Source organism: Luteibacter sp. OK325 (genome assembly GCF_003050935.1).
Classification (GTDB): domain Bacteria; phylum Pseudomonadota; class Gammaproteobacteria; order Xanthomonadales; family Rhodanobacteraceae; genus Luteibacter.
In genome coordinates this window covers 800322-825252 of record NZ_QAOX01000002.1, presented here as the reverse complement: position 1 = coordinate 825252, position 24931 = coordinate 800322, and the positions used below count along the sequence as shown (strand labels likewise).

At 65.1% G+C, this 24931-nt stretch carries 25 protein-coding genes and 1 pseudogene; 21 read left to right on the top strand and 5 right to left on the bottom strand.

Annotation, left to right across the window (positions count from 1 at the left end):
• Positions 1-176: 176 nt before the first annotated feature.
• Genes aat through trxB form a run of 3 tightly spaced genes read right to left on the bottom strand, consistent with a single transcriptional unit; the run spans position 177 to position 3024 of the window.
• Positions 177-887 (bottom strand): leucyl/phenylalanyl-tRNA--protein transferase, encoded by a 711-nt coding sequence (gene aat / locus C8J98_RS07460; protein WP_107912483.1) that lies wholly within the window; start codon positions 885-887, stop codon positions 177-179.
• Entirely contained in the window at positions 884-2020 is a 1137-nt protein-coding gene (locus C8J98_RS07455) for a GNAT family N-acetyltransferase (protein WP_107912482.1), read from the bottom strand. The genes aat and C8J98_RS07455 overlap by 4 nt, the downstream gene beginning before the upstream one ends.
• A 41-nt stretch (positions 2021-2061) precedes the next feature.
• On the bottom strand, positions 2062-3024 hold the full coding sequence (gene trxB / locus C8J98_RS07450) for a thioredoxin-disulfide reductase (RefSeq protein WP_107912480.1): 963 nt from the start codon (positions 3022-3024) through the stop codon (positions 2062-2064).
• Between the two features lie 161 nt (positions 3025-3185).
• Between trxB and C8J98_RS07445 the strand changes: the two genes are divergently transcribed.
• From C8J98_RS07445 to C8J98_RS07350, 20 genes and pseudogenes are all read left to right on the top strand, one after another.
• The gene (locus C8J98_RS07445) at positions 3186-4250 is read left to right on the top strand and encodes an alanine dehydrogenase (protein WP_107912479.1); all 1065 of its coding nucleotides are present in this window, start codon (positions 3186-3188) and stop codon (positions 4248-4250) included.
• 98 nt (positions 4251-4348) lie between these two features.
• A complete protein-coding gene (locus C8J98_RS07440) occupies positions 4349-6628 on the top strand; it encodes a DNA translocase FtsK (protein WP_233260150.1) in 2280 nt (759 codons plus the stop codon).
• 6 nt (positions 6629-6634) lie between these two features.
• Positions 6635-7063 carry a hypothetical protein gene (locus C8J98_RS07435; RefSeq protein WP_107912475.1) on the top strand — a complete coding sequence of 143 codons (429 nt, stop codon included), beginning with the start codon at positions 6635-6637 and terminating at the stop codon, positions 7061-7063.
• A gap of 31 nt (positions 7064-7094) precedes the next feature.
• Entirely contained in the window at positions 7095-7745 is a 651-nt protein-coding gene (gene lolA / locus C8J98_RS07430; RefSeq protein WP_107912473.1) for an outer membrane lipoprotein chaperone LolA, read from the top strand.
• A 393-nt stretch (positions 7746-8138) separates the two neighbouring features.
• Positions 8139-9236 (top strand): pilin, encoded by a 1098-nt coding sequence (locus C8J98_RS07425; RefSeq protein WP_158272647.1) that lies wholly within the window; start codon positions 8139-8141, stop codon positions 9234-9236.
• A gap of 564 nt (positions 9237-9800) precedes the next feature.
• A complete protein-coding gene (locus tag C8J98_RS07420) occupies positions 9801-12095 on the top strand; it encodes a DUF2339 domain-containing protein (RefSeq protein WP_233260149.1) in 2295 nt (764 codons plus the stop codon).
• Positions 12085-13458, top strand: a complete 1374-nt coding sequence (locus C8J98_RS07415) for a DUF3999 family protein (protein WP_158272646.1) — start codon at positions 12085-12087, stop codon at positions 13456-13458. Before C8J98_RS07420 ends, C8J98_RS07415 begins: the two co-directional genes overlap by 11 nt.
• 56 nt (positions 13459-13514) lie before the next feature.
• Positions 13515-14846 (top strand): replication-associated recombination protein A, encoded by a 1332-nt coding sequence (locus tag C8J98_RS07410; RefSeq protein WP_107912465.1) that lies wholly within the window; start codon positions 13515-13517, stop codon positions 14844-14846.
• Between the two features lie 224 nt (positions 14847-15070).
• Entirely contained in the window at positions 15071-15655 is a 585-nt protein-coding gene (locus C8J98_RS07405) for a hypothetical protein (RefSeq protein ID WP_107912463.1), read from the top strand.
• Between the two features lie 56 nt (positions 15656-15711).
• Positions 15712-17250, top strand: a complete 1539-nt coding sequence (locus C8J98_RS07400) for a sodium:proton antiporter (protein ID WP_107912462.1) — start codon at positions 15712-15714, stop codon at positions 17248-17250.
• A gap of 115 nt (positions 17251-17365) precedes the next feature.
• On the top strand, positions 17366-17884 hold the full coding sequence (locus C8J98_RS07395) for a hypothetical protein (RefSeq protein WP_107912460.1): 519 nt from the start codon (positions 17366-17368) through the stop codon (positions 17882-17884).
• Between the two features lie 180 nt (positions 17885-18064).
• Positions 18065-18715: a response regulator transcription factor gene (locus C8J98_RS07390; RefSeq protein ID WP_107912458.1), complete on the top strand. Its 651-nt coding sequence runs from the start codon at positions 18065-18067 to the stop codon at positions 18713-18715.
• Between the two features lie 117 nt (positions 18716-18832).
• Complete coding sequence (locus C8J98_RS07385) at positions 18833-19393, top strand: glycosyl hydrolase 108 family protein (protein ID WP_107912457.1); 561 nt, start codon at positions 18833-18835, stop codon at positions 19391-19393.
• A 3-nt stretch (positions 19394-19396) separates the two neighbouring features.
• Positions 19397-19918, top strand: a complete 522-nt coding sequence (locus tag C8J98_RS07380) for a DUF2589 domain-containing protein (RefSeq protein ID WP_107912455.1) — start codon at positions 19397-19399, stop codon at positions 19916-19918.
• Between the two features lie 68 nt (positions 19919-19986).
• A pseudogene (locus tag C8J98_RS07375) lies at positions 19987-20598 on the top strand (DUF2589 domain-containing protein); the annotation flags it as partial.
• Between the two features lie 146 nt (positions 20599-20744).
• On the top strand, positions 20745-21005 hold the full coding sequence (locus C8J98_RS07370) for a hypothetical protein (RefSeq protein WP_107912453.1): 261 nt from the start codon (positions 20745-20747) through the stop codon (positions 21003-21005).
• 5 nt (positions 21006-21010) lie between these two features.
• Positions 21011-21454, top strand: a complete 444-nt coding sequence (locus tag C8J98_RS07365) for a hypothetical protein (protein WP_107912451.1) — start codon at positions 21011-21013, stop codon at positions 21452-21454.
• Between the two features lie 304 nt (positions 21455-21758).
• The gene (locus tag C8J98_RS07360; protein WP_107912449.1) at positions 21759-22061 is read left to right on the top strand and encodes a hypothetical protein; all 303 of its coding nucleotides are present in this window, start codon (positions 21759-21761) and stop codon (positions 22059-22061) included.
• Between the two features lie 14 nt (positions 22062-22075).
• The gene (locus C8J98_RS07355; protein ID WP_107912448.1) at positions 22076-22405 is read left to right on the top strand and encodes a hypothetical protein; all 330 of its coding nucleotides are present in this window, start codon (positions 22076-22078) and stop codon (positions 22403-22405) included.
• Positions 22402-22713 (top strand): hypothetical protein, encoded by a 312-nt coding sequence (locus tag C8J98_RS07350; protein WP_107912446.1) that lies wholly within the window; start codon positions 22402-22404, stop codon positions 22711-22713. Before C8J98_RS07355 ends, C8J98_RS07350 begins: the two co-directional genes overlap by 4 nt.
• Here the strand turns inward: C8J98_RS07350 and C8J98_RS07345 are convergent, their stop codons facing one another.
• Positions 22714-23487, bottom strand: coding sequence for an AraC family transcriptional regulator (locus C8J98_RS07345; RefSeq protein WP_158272645.1), 774 nt, complete (start codon positions 23485-23487; stop codon positions 22714-22716).
• Between the two features lie 338 nt (positions 23488-23825).
• Here C8J98_RS07345 and C8J98_RS07340 point away from each other — a divergent pair, with 338 nt between their 5' ends.
• Positions 23826-24584 carry a helix-turn-helix transcriptional regulator gene (locus C8J98_RS07340; protein WP_158272644.1) on the top strand — a complete coding sequence of 253 codons (759 nt, stop codon included), beginning with the start codon at positions 23826-23828 and terminating at the stop codon, positions 24582-24584.
• 7 nt (positions 24585-24591) lie between these two features.
• On the opposite strand, the gene C8J98_RS07335 is transcribed toward C8J98_RS07340, so the two are convergent.
• Complete coding sequence (locus tag C8J98_RS07335; RefSeq protein ID WP_146171595.1) at positions 24592-24930, bottom strand: hypothetical protein; 339 nt, start codon at positions 24928-24930, stop codon at positions 24592-24594.
• Position 24931: the final 1 nt, after the last annotated feature.

The following is a 24931-nucleotide window of genomic DNA, read 5'->3' as shown; positions in this document are numbered from 1 at the left end:
TCTGGGAGCTTCGAGCTTCCTGTGGGAGCTCCGAGCTTCCTGTGGGAGCCGCTTCAGCGGCGATGCTCTTGCTCTTTCCCCCTCACAGAAGCATCGCCGCTGAAGCGGCTCCCACAGAGATCAAGGTCCCACAGAGATCAAGGTCCCACAGAGATCAGGATCACACGGCGATCGGGTCACGGCAGGGCAATAGGATGCTGCACCCACGACCCGACCAGACCAGGCATCGCCGCCAGACGCTTCGCCTGCGCGACGAACTGACGGCGCTGAATCTCCACCGCGCCCATCGACAACAGGTGGTCGTTGGTCACCTGCGCATCGAGGAACGGGAACCCCCAGCGATGCAGCAACTGGCACATGCCAGCCAGCGCGACCTTTGAGCCGCCGGTGCGCGCGGAGAACATGGATTCGCCGCAGAACAACCGGCCCACGGCCACGCCGTAGATGCCGCCGACCAGCGAGCCGCGGTCCCACACTTCCACGCTGTGCGCATGACCCTGCCGGTGCAGCTCTTCGTACGCGGCGATCATGTCGTCGCCGATCCAGGTGCCGACCAGGCCGCTACGCGGTGCGGCGCAGGCGCGCATCACGCGGGTGAACGAGGTATCGGCGGTGATCCGCCAGTTGGACTTCGACAGCTGCTTGCGCAGGCTGCGGCTGATGTGGACACCATCGGTACGGAACACGCAGCGCGGATCCGGTGACCACCAGAGGATCGGCTCGTCCTCGTTGAACCACGGAAACACACCCTGCGCGTATGCCGAGATCAGACGCTCGGGCGACAGATCGCCGCCCCAGGCCAGCAGGCCGTTGGGTTCGACGAGCGCGTCCTCCGGATCGGGAAAGAGACCGGGGCGAAGCGGGTTGAGTTGCGGCAGGCGAATCATCGGTCCGCGTACGGCGAATGAGCGAGCAGTTCGTCACGATACGCTTCGCGATGCAGCGCTTCTTGTTCGAGCGCGCCGGCCACGGCCTGGCGGAAGCCATCGTGTGCAATGTAATGGCGCGAGTGGGTCAGCGTCGGCAGGAAGCCGCGGGCCAGTTTGTGCTCGCCCTGGGCGCCGGGTTCGAAACGGCCGATGCCTTCGCGGATCGCATAGTCGATACCGCGGTAGTAACAGAGCTCGAAGTGCAACCCGGAGACTTCCACGCTGGCGCCCCAGTAGCGTCCGTACAACGCGTCGCCGCCGCGCAGGAACAGCGCCATGGCGACGATGTCGTGGTCGTCGCGTGCCATGGCTACCTGCACCCTGGCGCCGAGCGTACGGCCCAGGTGCTGGAAGAAGCGCGCGGTGAGCGCGGCGTGGTTGCCCTTCAAATCGAAGGTGAGTTCGTAAAGCGCGTGGATCTGCCGCCACTCGGTGTCGGAGAGTTCGTCGCCGCCGCGCATTTCCATGTGCAGGCCCGAGTCCATCGCATGCGCGCGTTCCTGGCGGATGTTCTTCCGCTTCTTCGCCTTGAGCGAGGCGAGGAAGGCGTCGAAATCGGCGTAGCCCTGGTTATGCCAGTGGAACTGGTAATCCGCGCGGACCAGCCAGCGATCGTCGAAGGCGCGCAGGTCGGCGTCGGCGAGGAAGTTGGCGTGGATCGAGGAGAGGCCGAGACGGTCCGCTTCGTCCACCAGCGCGGCCGTGAGCCGGTTGCGCAGGATCTCCGCCTCCACGCCCTCGCGCACCAGCAGGCGCGGGCCGGGAACGGGCGAGTAGGGCGAGGCGACCAGCATCTTCGGGTAGTACTCGCCGCCGGCGCGTTCCCAGGCCGAGGCCCAGCTCCAGTCGAAGACGAATTCGCCGTGCGAGTTGCCCTTGAGGTAGGTGGGAGCGGCGGCGACCAGGCGTTCGTTGTGGTCGAAGATGCCCAGGTGGTACGGCTTCCAGCCATAGTCTTCGCGCAGGCAGCCCTTCGCTTCCATGCCGCTCAGGAAGGCGTGCGACACGAACGGGTTGCCATCCGGGACAAGCGCGTCCCAGTCGGCGGCCGGAATGCCGCCAAGGCTGTCGAGAAAACGAATGCCGGGCATGCGGCGATTGCCCCGCGCACGAGGCGCGGGGCCGGTTCCGGTCAGGTCAGCAGGTGCTGCTGGTCGAGCCAGCGCTCGGCGTCGAGCGCCGCCATGCAACCGAAGCCTGCCGAGGTGACCGCCTGGCGGTAGACATGGTCGGCGACGTCGCCGGCGGCGAACACGCCCGGCACCGAGGTCGCCGTGGCGCCGCCGTGCAGGCCCGACTGGATCTGGATGTAACCGTCCTTCATCTCCAGCTGGCCTTCGAAGATGCCGGTGGCCGGGGTGTGGCCGATCGCCACGAAGAAGCCCTGGGCGTCGAGGTCGCGCTTCACGCCGGTGTTGACGTCCTTGACGCGCACGCCGTTCACGCCGGAGTCGTCGCCGAGGATTTCGTCCACCTGGTGGTTCCAGAGCAGCTCGATCTTGCCGGCGGCGGCCTTCTCGAACACCTTGTCCTGCATGATCTTTTCGGCGCGGAACTTGTCGCGGCGGTGGACCAGGTAGACCTTGCGGGCGATGTTGGCCAGGTACAGCGCCTCTTCCACGGCGGTGTTGCCGCCGCCGACCACGACCACGTCCTGGTCGCGGAAGAAGAAACCGTCGCAGGTGGCGCAGGCGGAGACGCCACGGCCCTTGAACTTCTCTTCCGAGGCGATGCCCAGGTACTTGGCGGTGGCGCCGGTGGTGATGATCAGCGCGTCGGCGGTGTACTCGCCGCTGTCACCCTTCAGGTGGAACGGACGGTTGGCCAGGTCCACGCTGTGGATGTGGTCGAAAACCATCTGCGTTTCGAAGCGCTCGGCGTGCTCGGCCATGCGCCGCATCAGTTCCGGACCCTGAACACCCTTTTCGTCACCCGGCCAGTTGTCCACCTCGGTGGTGGTCATGAGCTGACCGCCCTGTGCCAGGCCGGTGATCATGGTCGGCTTGAGGTTGGCGCGCGCCGCATAGACGGCGGCCGTGTATCCGGCGGGACCGGAGCCGAGGATCAGCAGGCGGCTGTGCTTGGGGGTGCTCATGTATAATCCTTGAGGTTTACTGCGGCGTGTTTCGGTGTGGCGAGGCGTGTCGACCCGGAAGAATGGGGAAGACCGAGGTGTGATTCAAGACATCGATGCAATGACGGCTGTCGCCTTGTCCCCACGGGGCGGCTTTTATCTCATTCAGGATCCTCCATAAGATGCGCATTGGTATCCCCTCCGAAACCAAGACCCTCGAAGGCCGCGTGGCCCTCATCCCGGCCGCGGCCGCCGATCTGGTCCGCCGTGGCCATGAGGTCTTCATCCAGTCCGGCGCCGGCACCAAGAGCGGCTACTCGGACGCCGACTACTCCCTGCTGGGTGTGACCGTGGTGGCCGACGCCGCTGCCGTCTATGAGAAGGGCGAGCTGATCGTCAAGGTCAAGGAGCCGATCGAGGGCGATCTCAAGCTGCTCAAGAAGCACCACCTGCTGTTCTGCTACCTGCACCTGGCCGCCGAGCCGGCGCTGACCAGGAGCCTCCTGGACATCGGCCTGACCGGTATCGCCTTCGAGTCCGTGGACGAGAACGGCGTGCTGCCCCTGCTGCTGCCGATGTCCGTCATCGCCGGCCGCATCGCCACCCAGATCGGTACCACCCTCCTGCACCAGCCCAACGGTGGCAAGGGCAAGCTGCTCGGCGGCATGGCCTCCACCCCGCGTGGCAAGGTCGTCGTGCTCGGCGCCGGCGCTGCCGGTGGTAACGCTGCCGCCCTGGCCGCCTCGGCCGGCGCCAACGTGGTCGTGTTCGACAAGCGCCAGGACCGCCTCGCCGAAATGATGGCGATGGGCCCGAACGTCACCGCGCTGTACGCCTATGAGTCCTCGGTCGCCGAAGAAGTCCGCAATGCCGACATCGTCGTCGGTGCAGTGCTGATCCCGTCCGCCAAGGCGCCGCGCGTCGTCACCGAAGCCATGGTCAAGACGATGGAGAAGGGCTCCGTGCTCGTCGACATCTCGATCGACCAGGGCGGCTGCTTCGAAACCTCGCGTCCGACCACCTGGAAGGAGCCGACCTACGACGTCCACGGCGTGACGCACTTCTGCGTGACCAACATGCCCGGCGCCGTCCCGCAGACCTCGTCCACCGCCATCTCGGCCGCCATCCTGCCGTACGTGCAGCGCCTGGCCGCCGGTAGCGAGTGGCGCGACCACGCGGCCCTGGCCGGCGGTATCAACGTCGAGGGTGGCAAGCTCGTGCACCCGGCCCTTCAGGGCATGGCATGATGCCGAAAACCCGATCCGAGGTTCTCTGCTAAGTGGCGCGCAGCGCGAAAGTCGTAAAGAAACAGGCTAGAAGCCAGGTCAAGGCCCAGAGCGAGGGCTTGAGCGACGAGCTCAAGCGCCGCCTGCGCGAGGCCGGGGCGTTGCTGCTGTTGCCGCTCGCCCTGTACCTGCTCGTCTGCCTGCTCAGCTACAACGACCAGGACCCGAGCTGGGGTCACATGGGCATTGCCGAGCGGGCCACCAACTTCGGTGGCTCGGTCGGGGCAAACATCGCCAACCTGCTCAGGTACATCTTCGGCCTGGTTTCTTACTGCTTTCCGCTGCTCCTGCTGGCCCTCGGCATCCAGGTGCTCCGCGCGCGCGGCGAACGACTCGTCGCGCCGTGGGAGCCCTCGCTGCGCCTGATCGGGTTTGTGTTCTTCTTCATCACCGGCCCCGCGCTGGTGTACCTGAACGTCGATTCCCCCGTGCTGCCGGAAGGCCCGGGCGGCATCGTCGGCAAGTGGGTGGGCCACGGCCTGCACAGCGCCCTTGGCGACAAGGGCGCACCGCTGCTGCTGTTGGCCGTGTTCCTCATCGCCGTCACCCTCGCCACCGGCCTGTCCTGGTTCAAGCTCATGGACCTGACCGGGCAGGGCGTCGTGCGCATGGGCGGCTGGTTCGGCGGCAAGGTGCGTCGCGCACCGGAAGTCATGGCCGCACGCAACGCGCGCGCCGAACGTGAAGTGGTCAAGAAGGCTGACGCGATCAAGCAGGCCCGGCGCGAGCCCGTGCGTATCGAGACCCCGGTCCCGATGGTGGTCAAGAGCGATCGCGCGTCCCGCGAAAACCAGATTCCCCTGTTCACCGGCGCATCGATGAACGGCGAAGTACCGCCGCTGTCGCTGCTCGACGAAGCACCGCCGCAAGGCCCGGGCTATTCCGAGGAAACCCTCGAAGTGCTCTCGCGCCAGGTGGAGCTCAAGCTCAAGGATTTCCGCATCGAGGCCCGCGTCATGGGCGTCTATCCGGGTCCGGTGATTACCCGTTTCGAGCTGGAACCCGCCGCCGGTGTACGCGGCAGCCAGGTGTCCAGCCTCGACAAGGACATTGCGCGCGGCCTCTCCGTGGTCAGCGTGCGCGTGGTGGATGTGATTCCCGGCAAGAACGTCATCGGCCTGGAAATCCCCAACACCAAGAAGCAGATCGTCTATCTCTCCGAAATTCTGCGTTCGGAAAAGTACGACCAGATGAAGTCGCCGCTGGCGCTGGCGCTGGGCAAGGATATCGGCGGCAAGGCGGTGGTCACCGATCTCGCCAAGATGCCGCATCTGCTCGTCGCCGGTACCACCGGTTCGGGTAAGTCCGTGGCGGTGAACGCCATGGTGCTGAGCCTGCTGTACAAGGCCAGCCCGAAAGACGTGCGCATGATCATGATCGACCCGAAGATGCTGGAGCTCTCGGTTTACGAGGGTATTCCGCATCTGCTGGCGCCGGTCGTCACGGATATGAAAGAAGCCGCCAACGCCCTGCGCTGGTGCGTGGCCGAGATGGAACGCCGCTACAAGCTCATGGCTGCCGTGGGCGTGCGCAACCTCGGTGGCTTCAACAAGAAGGTGAAGGACGCCGAGAACAGCGGCCAGCCGCTGCTCGATCCGCTGTTCCGCGCCAACCCGGACATGCCGGGCATGGTCGCCGAACCGCTCGAGCCGCTGCCGCACATCGTCATCATCATCGACGAATTCGCCGACATGATGATGATCGTCGGCAAGAAGGTCGAAGAGCTCATCGCACGCCTGGCGCAGAAGGCGCGCGCCGCGGGCGTGCACCTCATCCTCGCCACGCAGCGTCCGTCGGTGGATGTGATCACCGGTTTGATCAAGGCGAACATCCCCACGCGCATCGCGTTCCAGGTGTCGTCGAAGATCGACTCGCGCACCATTCTCGACCAGTCCGGCGCCGAAGCACTGCTCGGCCACGGCGACATGCTCTACCTCCCGCCGGGCACGGCTACGCCGGAGCGCGTGCACGGTGCTTTCGTCGACGACCACGAAGTGCATAACGTCGTCGAGTGGCTGCGTGCGCAGGGCGCGCCGAACTACATCACCGGCGTGCTCGAGGAAGTGCAGTCCACCTCCGACGGCAAGATCATCAACGACTCCGGCCTGCCGCAGGACGCCGAAGGCGACAGCGACAGTGACAACGCCCTCTACGACCGGGCCGTGCGCGTGGTCACCGAGACGCGTCGCGCTTCCATTTCCGGCGTGCAGCGCCACCTGCGCATCGGCTACAACCGCGCCGCCCGTCTCGTCGAACAGATGGAGCAGGACGGCATCGTCAGCTCGCCGCAGCACAACGGCAACCGCGAAGTCCTCGCGCCGCCGCCTCCGAAGGACTGATACCCGATGAACGCCATGAAGCCGGGTGCGCTACGCCAGCGCCCCTGGGGCTTGCTCGTTACCGGTGACCTCGCGCCCACCGCCGAGGTGCTGGACGAAGTCGAGAGCATTTTCGAACTCAACCCGTCCATTCCCGGGCTGGAACTGCGCGCCGACGATGGCCGCGCCTGCTTCGTCACCCGCGACTATCCCACCGGCCACACCGCCGGCGTCGACGACGCGCTGGAAGTGATCTTCGCCGAACAGGAGGAGATCGCCGAGATCGTCGTGCTGGGCCAGGAAGCGCGCCCGGTGCACCACGCCACGCGCGCCGCGCCGTTCTGGCATCGCGACGGCAAGGCCATTGCCGATATCAGCGAGAAGATGGAGGCAGGGGAGATCAGCCCTGCCGAAGCCATCGACATGCTTAAGTCGCTGTTCGAAACCGATCGCTGACAATCGCGCCGAACCCTACGGAAATCGCCTGATGAAACGCTTCCTGCTTGTCGCGACCCTGTCCCTCCTCAGCCTGCCGGCCTTTGCTGCCGCGGGCCCCGCGCGTGAGCGGCTGGATGCCTTTTCCAAGGGGCTGCATTCGGTCACGGGCCGTTTCAGCCAGACCCTGACCAATGCGAACGGCGACCCGGGCAAGACCACCACGGGCACCATGGCGCTCGAAGCGCCGCGCCAGTTCCGCTGGGAAACCCTGGCGCCGTACAAGCAGACCATCGTCGCCGACGGCAGCCGCGTGTGGCTGTACGACCCGGACCTCGAGCAGGTCACCGTGCGCAAGCAAAGCAGCGAAGAAGCACAGAGTCCGCTCACTGTGCTCACCGACCTGTCGCAGATGGACAAGGACTTCAAGGTCACCGAGAAGGGCGAGCACGACGGCCTGGTATGGCTGCGGCTGCAGTCCACCGGGAAAGATCCGCAGTTCGATTTCGCCGACCTCGGGTTCGATACGGGTGGGCTGGCGCGCATGGTGTTCAAGGATCAGCTCGGCAACACCACGACGATCCAGTTCGCCGGCTGGGTGAAGAACGGTCCCGTCGCGCCGGGTACATTCGACTTCGTGCCGCCGCAGGGCGCCGATGTGATCGGTGACGCGCCGGTACTGCAGACCCAGCCGGTCAAATAACCCGCAGAACTGTGGGAGCCGCTTCAGCGGCAAAATGTAGGAGCCGATTCATCGGCGAAATGTGAGAGCCGATTCATCGGCGATCCCGCGGCAGCGGGCAAGGTCCCCAGTAAACCCGATCGCCGATGAATCGGCTCCCACAGGGTTGACGTGCTGGCTGTTCGCCCTGAAAGTACATCCCGGTGACGGCAGGGGCGTCGCAGGGGAAAGCGAAGACGCAACAGGGAAGGAGCGGCACCCGTCGAGGGTTCGCCGCGTTGCGCCACCTCACCTTTCTGGCTGATTCGAACTGCACTCTCAGTAATGTGCTCCGCCGTGCCCGTGTGCGCGACGCGCGTGGGCTCGCCTCGCGTTTCAATCGGACGACAGACTTCAGAGGGATGCGACATCGCCATGACGAACAACGACTCGATCTGGATCGGCCGCAACGGCCAGAAATACGGTCCCTATACCGAAGCAAACATCCACCAGTGGCTTCGCGAAGGGCAGGTCACGCCCGAGACGCTGGCATGGCGGAGCGGCATGACGAACTGGGTGCCTCTTTCGACATTTCGTTTTGGCGATACGGTCGTCGATGGTGCGTCTGCGCCCCCGCCCCCACCGCCGTTCCAATCAGCAGGTGCGCCCTATGGCGCCTCGGCCCCGCAGGGTGATCGCGCAAGCTTTCCCCGTCCGCCGTCGATGCACTGGTTCCTCGTATTCCTGTTGGGCCTGATGACCATCGGCATCTTCACCTGGGTCTGGATGTTCGTGCAGTCGAGTTGGGTGAAGAAGATCGACCGGTCGAGCAGCGCCAGGGAACTGTTCGTGGCTGGTGTCGTTCTCACTATCGTCGGTGCGTTCGCTGGCCCGGCCTTCAAGGCGCCGATGCTTGGTGGCTTGCTGACCATCGCGGCGTGCATCGTCGTCATCGTCGGCTGCTTCTCCGTGGCGCGGTCGTTGCGGGAAGAAGGCGCGCGGCGCGGGCTGCCGGTGGAGATCAGCGGTATCACGCTGTTCTTTTTCCAGGTGTTCTACCTCCAGGGCCAATTCACCTGGCTGGCGCGCTGGAAGGACACCGGCCAGACCGTGCCCAAAGCACCCACGGGGGTCTTTTGGTTGCTGATGATCTTCCCGTTCGTGCTCGGGATCCTCGCGGCGATCGCCATCCCCGCGTACAACAGCTATCTGACGCGTGTGCAGGTCAGCGAAGGCGTGGTTCTTGCCGACCGTGCCAAGACGGCCGTTGCGGAGTTCTATACCAGTCACGGCCAGATGCCCGTGAACAACGTGGCGGCCGGGCTTGCGTTGCCTGACGACATCCGTGGCAAGTACACCGCCAGCGTGACGGTGGATAACGGCACGATCGTCGTCATCTACGCCAACGATGCCAATCGGAACATCCACAATGATTCGCTCAGGCTGACCCCGTGGGTGTCCGGGTCGCAGGTGAACTGGCGTTGCGGGTCGGACGATATCCAGAAGCAGTACCTGCCTGCCAGCTGCCGGTAATCAGGGGGCCCCGCTTCCAGTCGCAGGTTCCTACGGAGCCGGCGTTTCATGCCAGACTCCCCGCACACAGGATGTACGGGGAGAGGGGTAGGCATGATTGTCGTCTGGGCCATCATTGGCGCGATCGTCGGGGCGCTGGTTACGCAGGGCTGGGAGGGCGCGGTCGCGGGCTTTGCGATCGGGTTGCTCTGGGGGCGGATGTCGGGGCTCAAGCGTGACCTTGATGCGGTTCGGGGGCGGTTGGCTGAGTTGACGCCTGGTGCTGCGGTGCCTGTCGCCGGCGGAGCCGGCTCCCACATGGAGCCGAGGTCTTCTTCGTCGGAGGCCTTGCCGGATACCCGGGCGGAGTGGCCTGATTCGGCGCCTGTTGCCGGCGGAGCCGGCTCCTACACAGAGCCTGCCCCTGCTGTGCCTGTTGCCGGCGGAGCCGGCCTGGACATGAGGCCTGAGGCTTCTCCGATCGCCGGCGGAGCCGGCTCCCACATTAATCCAGCGGTGCCGAGTGGGCCGACCTGGTTTGAGCGGTTGGCGGATGCGGCGAAGCGGTGGATTACCGAGGGTAATGTGCCGGTGAAGGTGGGCATGCTGGTGTTGTTTGCCGGTGTGGCTGCGTTCCTGAAGTACGCCTCGGACCAGGGGCTGTTCCATATGCCGATGTCGGTTCGCCTTAGCTTGGTGGCGCTGGTTGCCATTGCGGGTGTGGGTTTCGGCTGGATGCAGCGGGACAAGCGACGTGCGTTTGCGTTGTCGTTGCAGGGTGGTGCGCTGGGCGTGCTGGTGATGACGGTGTTTGCCGCGTACCGGCTTTACGGCTTGTTGCCGGCAACGGCGACGTTTGCCTTGCTTATCGTCTTCGTTGCCGGCCTCGGCGTATTGGCCGTGTTGCAGGATGCGCTGGCGCTTGCCGTGCTGGGTCTGATTGCCGGTTTCGCCGCGCCGATCATCGCGTCGACGGGGCAGGGCAATCACGTCGCCTTGTTCTCGTATTACGCCGTCCTCAACCTTGGCATTCTCGGTATCGCCTGGAAGAAGGCCTGGCGCGTGCTCAACGTGCTCGGCTTCATCGCAACCTTTGGCGTGGGTACCGCGTGGGGTGTACTGAGTTATCGGCCGGCGTTGTTCGCCAGCACCGAGCCGTTCCTGATCCTGCATTTCCTGCTTTATCTCGCCGTGCCCTGGCTGCACGTGCTGCGTTCACCCAAGCGTGACCGCGCGATCCTCGATGGCTGCCTGATGTTCGGCAACCCCATCGCCAGCCTGTTGCTGCAAGGTGCCTTGCTCGACTGGGCGCCGATGCCGCTGGCTATCTGGGCACTGGTCGCCGCGGCGATCTATGTCGCCATCGCGTTCGCCATTCGCAAGCGCGACGACATGGGTTTGCTGCGCGATACCTGGGCCGTGCTGGCCGTGGCCTTCGCGACGATTGCCGTGCCGCTCGCACTCAGTGCCAGCGTGACCGCGAGCGTGTTCGCGCTCGAAGGTGCGGGCCTGATCTGGCTGGGCTTCCGTCAGGCGCGGCGTCTGCCGCGTTGGGCCGGTGTGTTCCTGCAGCTGGCCGCCGGTGTGGCGTGGGCCATTGCGGCGCTCTTCACGCATCACGCCAATGATCTTCCCATCCTCAATGCGGCTTTCATCGGCAGCCTGCTGCTGGTAGTCGGTGCCGGCGTCGGCGTGTGGCAGTTCGACCGACATGGCATGTCGCGTGGCGTGTCCGGTCTCGCACGTGTCGGCCTGCTGATCTGGGCGGTGATCTGGTGGCTGGTGAGTTTCATCAACGAGATCGATACCTTCGTGATCGACCGGCCGCTGGCCTTTGGTTACTGGCTGGCCTTGCTCGCGGTCACCGCGTGCTTGCTGGCTGAAGCGTGCAAGCGTGTACGCAAGCTCGATCTCGGTGTGGTGCTTGCTTTCGGTGCGCCGCTGTTCCTGTTCGCGGGCATGGTGGTGGGACTCTCCGTCGCAAACGAGAGCATCCAGCCGCTTGCCGGGTGGCCACTCGCGGGTGTGCTGGTCATGCTCGTGACAGGCTGGTTTACGCTGCGCGCCATCGCCGCGCATCGCGTGGCGTCGATCCTCGCCGCGACGATTGGCTGGGTGCGCTGGCTCGCCATTGGCACGGCCGCCATCGTGCTCGCCTTCGATTACGTGAAGACCATGGGGCAGGGCTGGGAAGTGCTCGCTGCCGCGATGCCGACGCTGCTTCTGGCGGCGCTGGTGTTGTGGCGCCCGCGGATCATCGCCGCGCCGCTGGGTGTCTATGCGGAGGCGATTCGCAACGCCGTGGGCGCCTGTGCTGCGCTGGCCCTGTTCTTCGCCGGCGTCATCGCGCTGGGCACGGCGGGCGCGTCGAATCCGCTGGTCTTCATCCCCGTACTCAACCCGGTCGACCTGCTGCTGATCGCCGTGCTCCTGCTCACCGCGCGCGGCATCTCCGATGCGAGCATGCCGGCCAGCGTGCGTCGCGTTCGCCCTGCGGTGCTGGCGGTGATGTTCTTCATCATCGCCACGAGCATGACGCTGCGCTCCGTGCATCATCTCGGCGGCGTGCCGTGGGATAACGCCATGCCGGGCTCGAGCCTCGCCGAGCTTTCGCTCACGGTGGTCTGGAGCATCATCGGCGTCGTCGCCTGGGTACTCGGTTCGAAACGCGGCCAGCGCCTGTTGTGGATCGCCGGTGCGGCGACCATGGCGCTCGTACTGGCGAAGCTGCTGCTGGTGGATCGCGGGCACCTGGGCAACCTGTTCGGCATTGCTTCGTTCATCGCCTATGGCCTGCTCTGCACCGTCATCGGTTACCTCGCACCTGCGCCGCCGCGGCAAAGTGCCGAATCCCCTCCGGAGTCCTCGCATGCGTCCTGACGTTCGCCACGGTCTGTTGGCCCTCGCCCTCGTCGCCTCCTGCGCGTATGCCGCCGCGCCCGCCGACCAGTTCGCCTTCGCGTATCCGATCAAGGCGGCACCCGGTGCGCCGGCGTATGTCGTAGCGCTACCGCAGGACGCTTACCTGTGGACGCGGCCCGATGCGGCACTGGGCGACGTCGTGGTCGTCGATGCGTCCGGGCAGCAAGTGCCCTCGGCGCCGTACCAGCCGCTGCAGTCCGTATCGCGCCCGGTAACGCTGAGCTTGCCCTTGCTCGCCGTGCCGCCGGCCGAAGCGGGCTCGCCCGGGCCGCGCATCGAGCGCAGCACCAATGGCGACATCGTCATCCAGCCCGGCAACGACAACGCGCCGGGCCCGGTGAAGGAGTGGCTGATCGATGCGCATACACCCATCACCCTCTCGCAGATCACCTTCCCGCCCACCCAGGTGAGCGAGGGTGCGGATGTCCAGCTCGACAACGTCTCGATCGACGTCAGCGACGACCTGCAGTCGTGGACGAGCCTGGTCCGCCAGGCCACGATCCTGTCGATGGGTCGTAGCGGCAACACGCCGGACGTCAGTACGGTGAAGATCGAAGGTGCGGCGGGTCGCTATTTCCGTGTGCGCATTGTCAGCGGCAGCGTGCACTGGGCGACGGCAGGCGAGGCCACCGCGACCCTCAACGGCCGCGTGGAAGAAAAACTCAGCGCCGACGAAGCCCCACGCCAGTGGGTCGAGGTGCAGCCGACCAGCACGCAGGCCAGCGGGCAGGGTGTCGACTACGACTACAAGCTTCCCGCCGCGCTGCCGATCAACGCATTGCGTCTGCAGCGCGGTAGCGATGCGGTGGCGCGCGTCGATGCGATGTCCCTCGAGGGCGATCACCTGAGCGAGTCGCTCGGTACGCTCGTGGTTACCGCCGGGCAGGGCGACGGGATCACCCTGCTCAGGATCCCGGCCGGCCGCCGTGACGCGCTTCGCCTGCACTCCGCCACGCCGCTGCGCGATCCGCCGCATCTCGCGCTGGGGTGGGTGCCGGATCGCTTCGTCTTCCTCCCGGAGGGTCAGGCACCTTACCGGCTACTCGCCGGCAGCCACCTGGCGCGCCGCCCTGCGTGGCCCGTCGCCGATGCCCTGGCGGGCCTGCGCAAGCAGCAGCCGGAAGGCTGGCGGCCCAGCGAGGCCAGCACCGGCCCAGCCGAGCGCATGGCGGGCGAAGAGGCTTTGGCCGTGCCGAATGCCCCCTTCGACTGGACCCGAGTGATCCTCTGGGTGGTCCTCGGCCTGGGCGTGCTTGTGGTGGGCGGCATGGCCTTGAGCCTGCTGCGGAAGCCGCCTGGCGGCCCCCGTGAAACGCCTTGAGCCCGCCTGCACGGTGAACGCGCGATACTAGGCGTTCACCGTCAGCACCGAGTCCCATGTCCTTTCAGTCCCCCGGCCTGTTCGCCGAACCCGAAGCCCTGAAGCCGCTGGCCGAGCGCATGCGCCCGCGCAGCCTCGACGAGATCGTCGGGCAGCAGCGCGTGGCCGGCGAAGGCAAGCCGCTGCGCCGCGCGCTCGAAGCGGGCAAGGTCCATTCGATGATCCTGTGGGGGCCGCCCGGCTGCGGCAAGACCACGCTGGCCCTGCTGGTGGCGCGCTATGCGGACGCGGACTTCCGCGCGATTTCCGCGGTGATGAGCGGCCTGCCGGACGTGCGCAAGGCGCTCGCCGAAGCCGAAGGCAACTTCGCGCAGGGACGCCGCACCGTGCTCTTCGTCGACGAGGTGCATCGCTTCAACAAGGCGCAACAGGATGCCTTCCTGCCGCACATCGAACGCGGCGTCATCATCTTCGTCGGCGCGACCACCGAGAACCCATCGTTCGAGCTCAACTCCGCGCTGCTGTCGCGTTGCCGCGTGCACGTGCTCGATTCGGTCAGTCCGGACGACATCGTCGCCGCGCTCCGTCGTGCGCTTGCCGACAGCGAACGCGGCCTGGGTGATCTCAACCTCACCGTTGAAGACGCGTCGCTGCGATTGATTGCCAGCGCCGCCGATGGCGACGTGCGTCGCGCGCTCACCCTGCTGGAAATCGCCGCCGAACTGGCCGACGGCGGGCATATCGACGATGTCACGCTCGAGCAGGTGCTGGCCGATCGCACGCGTCGTTTCGACAAGAGCGGCGAGCAGTTCTACGACCAGATCTCGGCGCTGCACAAATCCGTGCGCTCGTCCGATCCGGATGCCGCCGTGTACTGGCTTACCCGCATGCTCGACGGCGGCTGCGATCCGCTCTATCTCGCGCGCCGCATGACACGCATGGCCGTCGAAGACGTCGGCCTTGCTGAGCCACGTGCGTGGCGCATGGCACTCGATGCCTGGGATACCTTCGAGCGCCTTGGCAGTCCTGAGGGCGAGCTTGGCCTCGCGCAGCTGGCGATCTGGCTGGCCATCTCGCCGAAGAGCAATGCGGCGTACATGGCGTTCAACAAGGCGAAGGCTACGGTGAAGCAGATGGGCACGCTGGATGTGCCGATGCACCTGCGCAACGCGCCGACCAAGCTGATGAAAGGCCTTGGCTACGGCAGCGGTTATCAGTACGACCATGATGCCGAGGGTGGTGTAGCGCTGGACCAGCAGTGCCTGCCGGATGAACTTGTTGGCATGACGTTCTATGAGCCGGTCGATCGCGGCCTGGAACTGAAGCTGGGCGAGAAGCTGGCGGCGTTGCGCGCGGCTCGCGCGGCGGCGCGTGAAAAGAAGTCCTGACGCGACCCTCCCCGCACCCGTGCAGTTGTAGGAGCCGATTCATCGGCGATCCCGCGGCAGCGGGCAGGGATGGGGCTAGCACCCTTTCGCCGATGAATCGGCTCCTACAGGAAGCGCGCTGCCGCGGCGCGTCGTCGGGGTGCCTGACACCCTCCCAAAAGACCGATATCCCCGAGGCCCGATCCGGTCGTACCCTCGACCCACCACGGCCACGGAGAAGGATCATGCGCATTGCCATTGCCACCTTGCTTGGCGGATTAGTGATGTTCCTGTGGGGTGCGTTCGCGCACATGGTGCTGCCGATCGGCGAGATGTCGGTCCGGGCGCCGCTCAACGAAGACAAGGTTCTGGCCGCACTGCACGAGAACCTGCCGAACGAGCATGCGATCTTCATCCTGCCGTATTTCGACATGGCCAAGCACGACGATCCCAAGGCCGTCGAAGCTTTCTCTACCAAGGCCAAAGCCTCGCCCTTCGCCTTCATCGTCTATGCGCCCTATGGCCGCGACTATATGCAGATGGGCTACAACCTGTTCCATCAGTGGTTGTCCGACACGCTTGCCGCCTTGCTGATCGCCCTGGTCCTTATCCGCTCCACGGTCAACGCCATCCGGGGGCTATATACCGGCCTGGCCTTCGGCGTCTTCGCCTGGCTGTCGCTCAGCGTGCCGTTCTGGAACTGGTACCGGTTCCCCGCGGCGTTTACCTTCGGCACCCTGATCGAGCAGGCCTTCGGCTGGTTGCTCGCCGGTGCCGTGATCGGCTGGTGGCTGGGCAGGGGTGTGAAGCGGGGTTTTGCCGCGAAGTAGCCTCATCGGTCGCAGAGACGTAACCTCCAAGCACCGTACCTTGGGAGGCGCCGCCCTTGACTCTATTCGAGAGCCTGCTTCTGTTGCTCGCGGCGGCCATCGTGCTTCTGCAAGTGGCCCGACGCCTTTCGTTGCCGTATCCGTCCATGCTCGCGCTGGCGGGAGTGGGAGTGGCCTTGCTGCCGGGTGCGCCGGATTTTCCGATCGATCCGCGCACCGCCTTGCCCTTGTTCATCGCGCCGGCGTTGATGGATGCGGCCTTCGATTTCCCGTTTTCCCGCGCGAAGCGCTTCTGGTTGCCGCTGCTCGCGCTAGCCCTCGGCGGCGTGTTGCTGACGGCGTTGTTCGTCGCTTGGGCCGGCTGGGCGCTCGCCGGCCTGCCGTTCGCCGCGGCGCTGGTGCTCGGTGCCATCGTCGCGCCACCGGATGCCGCGGCGGCCACGGCGATCCTCTCCGGCATGGCTATTCCGCGTAGCACCGACGCGGTCCTGCGTGGCGAGAGCCTGTTCAACGACGCGGCGGCGCTACTGCTGTTCGGCGTGGCCTTGTCGGTGCAGACGGCGGGCGCGGTCACGACAGCACAGGTGCTGGGTTTTGGCCTGGCGGCGCCGGGAGGCGTGCTGTTCGGCATGATGGTGGGAGTGCTGTTGCCATACGCCACGCGCTTCATCACCGGGACGCTGGACAGCAACCTGTTCCAGTTCATCACGACCTTCCTGGTGTGGATCGTCGCCGAGCACCTGCATGTCTCGCCCGTGCTGGCCGTGGTCGCCATGGCGATGACCGTCGCCGCCCGACGCTCGGATCCGAGTTCGCCAAGGCTGCGCGTGCAGTCGTATGCGGTGTGGGGTGCAGTGGTGTTCGTCCTCAATGTCACCGCGTTCCTGCTGATGGGCCTGCAGGCGCGACGCATCGTCGGCGACATGAGCGGCGAGCATCTTCGCCAGGCGCTGATCTTCGCGGGGATCGTCACCGCCATCGTGGTCGTCGTGCGTGTCGTCTTTACGCTGGCCTTCAACCGCACCGTCGTCTGGTACCGGGCACGTCGCGGACAGGAGCCACCCGCCAGCTGGCAACAAGCGACATTGGCCGGCTGGTGTGGCATGCGTGGGCTGGTCACCTTAGCCACCGCCTTCATCCTTCCGGACGACTTCCCCCAACGCGATACGGTGGTGCTCAGCGCCTTCGCGGTGGTGCTGGTGACGCTGGTAGTGCAGGGACTGACCCTCGCCCCGGTGATCCGCCTGCTCGGGCTCGACCAGCGATCGGTGGGCGAGCAGGAACTGCGGACGGTGCGGCTGGGACTGGTCAAGGCGGCACTGGAGCGCATGGCGATCGAAGCGGACGAGGAGGGCAAACGCCTCGCAGCGCTCTACCGCATCGAAGCCGATGCGCTGGATCAGCCGGCCCGCACCGAGGCCTTCGACCGTCATTGCGCGTTGTCCCAGGCGGCGGTGGCGGCCCAGCGTGCCGAGCTGGAGCGCTGCCGGCTAGCATTCCAGCTCAGCGACGATGACTACAACTTCCTGCTCGAGCAACTGGACTGGCGCGAACTGACCGTGCTCCCGGCCGAGGCCACGCGCATCAACATGTGAGGCGCAGTTCTCATCTAAGTAGTTCCCGTCGCGAAAATCAGCATTTGGCCGATACGGCCGGTGGGGTGCACCGAACTACGGTTCTCGCACCTACCCACCGACTGGAGCGTGTCCCATGGCAAAGACTCTTATTACCTGGCCGAGCGGCTCCGCCGACGGCGAGCGCGAAGCGAAGCGATTGCAAGCGCTGTATCCCGCAGTATCGAACTGGGTCGACGGATCCGCGCTCGGCAACGTCACTTCGAAAGAATTTTCGTTGTTGATCGTGGTCGGCCACCGCGACGAGATCAAAGGGGTGGACATACTGAAATCGCTCGCCCAGTGCGTGACCCGACTCGGCGTCCAGCGTGTCGTGATGGCCAACTGCGAGAGCGCAGTCACCAAGAGCGGCGGCACGCTGAGCGACACCAACGAGCTGTGGGCGCCCGCGCAACGCCTGGCCAACGATACCGGCGCCCGCGTGCTGGCCACCAAGCGCGACCTCCTCTTCGACGAAGTGGGCAAGAGCACCGCTTTCGCCGGTGGCGGGACGGACGGCATCTCGCCGATCAATCCATCGGGTAGCGACCTATGGAAGGAATTCGCCAAGCAGGACGGTGTCGACGAGATCACGACAGGCATCGGCAATCTTTAAGGTCCGACGCCCGCGCGCGTAACGGCCGCCGGGAGAGCCCGGCGGCCGTCCATCCGGCAGGGGAGCTGGCAGAGGGTCTTCAAGGGGGTCCAGGATGTCTTCGCATGACCACACCACCGCCCCTCGTGGCGGTGTTTTACGTTTTGACCGCGTGCCCACCCTGGCTGGGTGTTTCCGGTGATGCCGCTGACCGTGCTGCTTGCCGACGAGCAGGCGTTGCTGCGCGAGGGCGTCGCGTCGCTGCTGGCCGCGCTGCCACGCTACGAGGTGATCGGTAGCACCGCCGACGGACGCGACTGCGTGCGCGTGGCGCTTCGCTGCCAGCCCGGACTGATCGTCTTCGACTGCGCCATGCGCGGCCTGAGCGGCCTGGAAGCGATACGCCGCATCGCGCCGCGATGTCCACGTACGCGGCTGCTTTGCTTATCGTCGTACGACGATTCACGCTGGGTACGCGCCGCCTTCGACGCCGGCGCGCACGGCTATGTGCTCAAACGCGACGGTTTCGAGGTGCTGCACGAGGCGATCGACAGCGTCATGCGTTCGCGTTTCTTCATCAGCCCGGATATCGCCCATCTGCTGGTGGATGGCATGCGACGCACGAGCTCACCTTCCTTCGCGCCGCGCGAGCCGTTGAGTCCGCGCGAACGGGAAATCACCCAGTTGTTCGCCGAAGGGTTCAGTGCACGGGACATCTCGGTGCGCCTGCACGTGAGCGTCAAGACCGTCGGCACGCACCGCGAGCACATCATGGCCAAGCTCGGCATCAACGGCATTGCGCAGCTCACGCGTTACGCCCTGCGCGAAGGACTCACCGCCCTCGAACCATGACATGACGCGATCAGGATTCGCACGCGCGGTAATCAGTGTTTTCCCGATCCCGCGCGTGCCGATGCGAACCGATAGTGATCCCACCAGGGCCCACTACGCCGCATCGGGAGATCACTCATGGCCGACTTCAGTACCTTTTTTCCCACGTTGCTCAAGCACGAGGGCGGGTTCGTCAACGACCCCGCCGATCCGGGCGGCGCGACCAACAAGGGCGTAACCATCGGGACGTTCCAGCAGTGCGCGCTGCGCCTGCTGAACCTCCAGCCCACGCTCGACAACCTGCGCGCCCTGACCGACGCCCAGGCCGGCACGATCTACAAGGCGCTCTACTGGGACAAGGTGCACGGCGACGAGATCGCCCTGCAGCCGCTGGCGAACATCGTCTTCGACTTCCAGGTCAATGCCGGCGCCAATGCCTCGAAGCTGCTGCAACGGGTGTTGAACTCACTCGGTGCCTCGCCGCAGCTCGGTGTGGATGGTGCGATCGGCGCCGGCACGATGGCCGCCCTGGCCACGGCCGATTCGGTAGCCGTTTACACGGCCTATAAGCAAGGCCGCAAGGACTACTACACCAACCTGGTGAACCAGCGGCCGGGCCTGGGCAAGTTCCTTAAAGGCTGGCTGGCCCGCGTGGACTCGTTCCCCGACCTGGCGCCCGCTGCAAAGGGAGGCGTCTGAGCCATGGCCGCGCAGACCTCACTGAACACCCTGATCGAAGCCATTGCCGGCGCGGTCGTCGATGCACAGGACCGCATCGAGCAACACCAGATGTCGCACCTGAGCGACTTCTTCGACGAAGACAACCGGCCGAAGAGCGTCGTCATCCGCATGCCGTCCATGCATCCGGAAGCCGGCGAAGACGATGAAGATCTCTACCGCGCGCCGATCCTGCCGCTGGTCTCGACCAACGTGCTGCGCATCAAGGAAGTGGAGATCACCTTCGATGCGGACATCGGTCCGCTGATCGAAGGCGACACGCCCGACGACGATTCGACCGCGCAGCCCGGATGGAAAGGCAAGCCGGCGTCCTCACGCCCGCACCTTCGCGTGGACCCGACGGCCGGCGGCAAGGAAGGCAAGAGCGGCGCGGTGCACGTGATGATCCGCGTCGAAGGCAGCGAGCCCACCGATGGCGCCGCGCGGCTGATGAACCACCTCTCACAGACCCAGGGGGTCTTCAAGACGTTCAAGCCCGGCGACTGATCCGTCGATCGCGCTGAACCGCGGTGCGCATTCCGCGCGGCGCGTCAAATATCACAAGGAGTCACATCATGGCTGACGAACTCGTCAACATCTCAAGCCAGTTCAAGGGTCTGCCCATTGCCGACCTGATCGGCTCGCCGCTCACCGCCGCCTGCGAAGCCCAGGTAAAGCTCGCCCAGGCCACCGCGGATTTCATCAAGGTCATCGGCTTCCTGCCGCCGGCCGCGAACGATCCGACCGGCGTGGGTGCCACGCGTACCGCAAGCTTCAAGTTCAAGCGTCCCGTGGACGACCCGAGCGGCGCTGGCATCGCCGAAGAAGAGGTCGAGCTGGAAGTGCCGCTGCTGGCCATCGTCAAGGTTCCCAACCTGAGCATCACGACGGTGGACATCACCTTCAACATGGAAGTGAAGTCATCCTTCAGCCAGACCGAGAAGGACTCCAAGAGCGGCTCGTTCGATGCGTCGATGTCGATCGGCTGGGGCATTTTCAAGGCCACGGCGAAGGTCTCCGGTGCCGTGTCCTCGTCGAAGGAAAGCACCCGCGCGTCTGACAACTCCGCCAAGTACAACGTCGCGGTTCACGCCGAAGACGGTGGCGCGCCGGAAGGCCTGATGCGTGTGCTGGACATCCTGCAGACGGCTTGCGCCCCGCGCAAGATCAGTAAGCCGGTGCCTGTGTCGGCCACGCCGGCGCTTGCCGGTGGCGGTGCGGCGGGTGGTGGTGCGGCTGCTGGCGGTGGTGCGGCGGCGGGCGGTTAATCGCTTCGATCCATTGGATCGCGATACCCCCGAGGTGTCGCGATCCCTTCTGCGGGAGACACAGGATGTTCGACCTGACCGACGTGAAGTTCGTCAAACGCGTGGTTGTCGGTAGCGACAACCCCAACCAGATGAATAGCGAGGCGAAGATCGAAGAAGCACGCGCCTTGCTCAACCGCTGCCTTACCGATTCGCCGCGCGGTTCGGTCATCGGCATGGAAAAGAGCTTCACCATTCTGCAGATCGGCGAGCACCAGGTAGTGCTGCAGTGGATCTGCTACCACGTGGGTTTTCCACGCAAACCATCCTGGCTGATCGGGGAGTAGGGCACATGGCTGTCTGCACGTTCGACCAGTTGTTGTACGCGCTGCGCGTGTCCGTGGAAGCGGCCAACGAGGCTCTGCGGCGACGCCGTGCCATGCATATCGAAGCGGGCGATACCGATGCCCAGGCCCTGCACGTTGAGATTCCGCGCGATCCCGGTCCGGATGCGCCGCTCGAGCCGGTGGTAATTCCGCTGCGTGCGTTCCGCGATCCGCGCGTGCCGCTGGTGACCGAGTTATCGGTGGCGTTCGATTGCCGGCTGCGTTACGAGCGCGGGCCCTTTGGTGTCGACGAGCTGGTGATCGACATGCGGCCGGCGCGGCGCAGGTGGTTCCGGCGGCTGCGGATGCATCACATGAGCATCAGTTTTCGCGCGGCGGATGCGTGGCAACCGCGGATCGTCCTGGACGATCGGGTGGTGAGCGTGCCGGTCGTGGCGGAGGTGGGGTGATGGAGAAGCTTTCGGGGTTGCGGGTGTCGGCGGAGTGGGCGAGGGCGGTGTTGGCTTGTGTGGATCACGTTCCGGCTGGGTCGTTGCGGCGGAGGCGTGGGTGGGTTTTGGGGATGGTGGTTGCTGTCGTTGTTGGTGCCGGGGTTGTTGGGTTTGGGTATTTCAATCATTAGGAGGTTTTATGTTTTTGAATATTGGAAGAGCATCGCCGATGAATCGGCTCCTACAGGGGGCTCTGGTCCTGGGTTGTCTGGTGCCTGGGTTGGCATTGGCGGGGCAGCCGCAGGGGAGGTGGAGTGGGTTGGTGCAGCAGGCGAATTCGGATGTGGGTGCGCAGGTGGCGTTTAGTGCGGACAAGGCGGATGTGCATTTTGACGAGCCGTTTGCGTGCAACGTGCCGGCGAAGTACCTGAAGGAAGCCGATGTGGCCACGGTGTATCGCTTCGGGGTGTCCACGAACGGCGGGAAGTTCTGCCAGGACCTTCAGGGTCGTGACGTCACCTTCAAGCCGGGCAAGGACGGCCGCCTGGCGATCGATTTCCCCTCGGCGAAGACCACGTGGCACGGCGATCTCAAGCCGTCGCCGGCGGCTGCCGCGCAACCCTGAGCGAGGTCACCATCATGGACACCATGCTGCTCTTCACCCGCTTCTGGCTGCTGCTGGCGGCGGTGGGTGGCGCCATCCTTCCGGTGGCGCTGGGTAACGAGGCCTCGCGCAAACGTGCCGTCGTGCAGGTGGTGTGCGGGGCGATGATGGCGATCTTCCTCGCGCCCATGCTGGAACGACGTTTCCTTCCGGATTCGCCGGCCGAGATCCAGGCCGGCGTTTCCTTCCTGGTCGGCTGTTTCGGGCTGCGGCTGACGATGATTGCCCAGCGGCTGATCGACTCGCGCGGCGACTCGCTGGCCAATCGTATGATCGACCGCATCGCCGGAGGCGATAAACCATGAACGATGGGCTTTTCTATCTCTACGCCGACCTCTCATGCAGCCTGGTCATGGTCGTATGCGGTTGTTGGCTGCTCACCGATCGTCATATTCGCCGCTTGCTGCGCTTGTGCCACGCCTGCATCGCGGCAGGCGGGTTGGTGAACGTGCTGGGTATCGTCGCCGACCAGATGGGCTTTGAAGACATCAGCTATGGACACGTTTGGCCCGGTGAGGTGATGACCAACCTCGGCACGGCCTTGCTGATGGTGAACTGGGTGTGCCGGTCCATGCAGCGGCATCGGGAGGCTTCAAGTCAGAATGGCTCCTGATCAGGCCGCAAGCTGCCCCCGACGCCAACGCGCAGGCGTTATTGACTCGTGTTTCTTGAACACCGTTGTGAAGTGTGACTGCGTTCGGAATCCCACGGCCAGGGCGATGTGCAACACCGTGTGTTCTGATCGGTGGAGGAGGTGCTTGGCATGCTGGATCCGTCGCGCAATCACATAGTGATGAGGCCGCATTCCCGTCGCTGCCTTGAACTGTGCTGCAAAATACATGGCCGACAGGCCAGCGACCGACGCCATCTCGGTGAGGGAAATGCCCTCGTCTAACCGCCCATCCACGTAATTGATGACACGGCGCAAACGCCAGTTCGGCAGCGAAGTCCGCTCGAATTCGGTTGCGCTTAGCGGCTGTCGCGACACCTGACCGAGCCGCGTGACGAGGACGTCCATCACGTTCTTTGTGACGAGGTTATCGACACCGTCGTACATCGAGGTGATTAGCGCCTTCCCGAGACTAAGGATGAGTGGATCCAGTGATAGCCGCACCAGACGCCCTGCGCCGAGATCCTCGCCAAGGTGGCCCAGATGCGCGGCGGCACTGGCCTCCGACACCATGAGTGCCACGCCTTTCGGCGCCACACCCACGAGTCGGATGGCATCGGTCGACTTCATCACCAGTACACCACCCTCCGGGAGCTTGAGGTGATCGGCCCATTCGCCATCGACGCGACGCTGGATGGCATACGGGCCCATCACGACGATCACGGTGACGGCGACGCCATTCGGTGGGATGACCTCGGTGACGCTATGCAACGCCATGCAGTGGGAATCGTGAAAAACCGTCATACAGCCGACCTCTGATGCAGATGCACGTGGATGCGTGTTGATTCAGGCCGCACGTCCCCCGCAACGAAGCCTTTGGCTTGTCGCAACGTTGCCTCGGATGGTTGAAGGGGTTTGGTCCCCAGCCCCTTTGAACAGATGCCTTGAAGGCACGCTTATTGTTCAAGAACGCGCGGCATTGCGCTTTCTGCGACGGGACATAAAGTTCTTGAAATCGGACAACATGCACCATGCACGCTTTCGGCAATTTCGGCCTCGTGGACAGGGTCCCAGCCCGCGCGCACACTAGCTCCATGCCCAGGATCGAGTCCTACGTGCGCACTAAGATCTGCCCTGACACGCCAACCCTGGCGGGTAAGGTGGCAGCGTTCGCCATCGTCGTGTCCGACGATGACACCGACTTTCATCAACATGCGCAGGGGCAGCTTTGTTTCGCCGTGCAGGGGTGCACCCGGCTCACGGTGGGAGATTTGCTCTGCCTGCTTCCGCCCTCGCGCGCCGTGTGGATTCCTCCCCACATACCGCACCGCACGGTTGTTCGTCATTCGGCGGACGTCCGCCTGGTCTTCTATGACGAGCAAACCAGTGCGCAGCTTCCGCAACAGGCCTTTGTCATGGCCGTGAGTCCCCTCATGGAAGCGATTGTTGAAGCGCTCGTCGTGGCGCCCGTCGATCAGGACTGGGCAGAGCCGCCGTTCGACCATCTGATCGAACTCAGCCTTCATGAGATTCGGGAGGCGCCCCGGCAGCCGATGCTGTTACCGATGCCGCAGGACAGGCGTCTGGCTCCGCTCATGGCACAGCCAGACGTCCTCCCACCCGAGCTCCGCGAGCTGGCGAATGTCATCGGCGCGACGGCCAAGACGATAGGGCGCATCTTCCAGCGGGAAACCGGCATGAGTTACCAGCAGTGGCGGCAGCAGTGGCGTGTGCTCCGCGGCGTGGAGATGCTCGTGACAGGACAGCCGGTTTCGCATACCTCGGCTGAGCTGGGATTTGCGAGCGACAGCGCGTTCATCTCGTTCTTCAAGCAAATGATCGGCTGCACCCCGGGCGCCTATCTCAAGCGATAAGCGCGCACTAAAGCATGTCCGGCATTTGCAACCAGAGATGATTCGCCAGGCCGTAGTGCTCGGCAGCCGCGCAGACCTGCTCGCACCACCAGGCGCGGTCGACCTCGTCGACGTATGCATCCACGGAAATGTTGGTGTAGAGCTCAAACGCTTCCCACAGCGATTGCTGTCGAGCGCCATCGACATTCAGCTGGTGCAGCGTCGCAGCAAGTGCGTCGAGCCTTGCCTGAAGTTCTGGTCGGGTTCTGATCACGGTCTTGCCTGGAGAAAGTGCTTTTGAGCGGTGTTTGCCGTCACTGACGCTACAGGCTTCCCCTGTTTTGACTTGTCGATTCGCACGACGCATG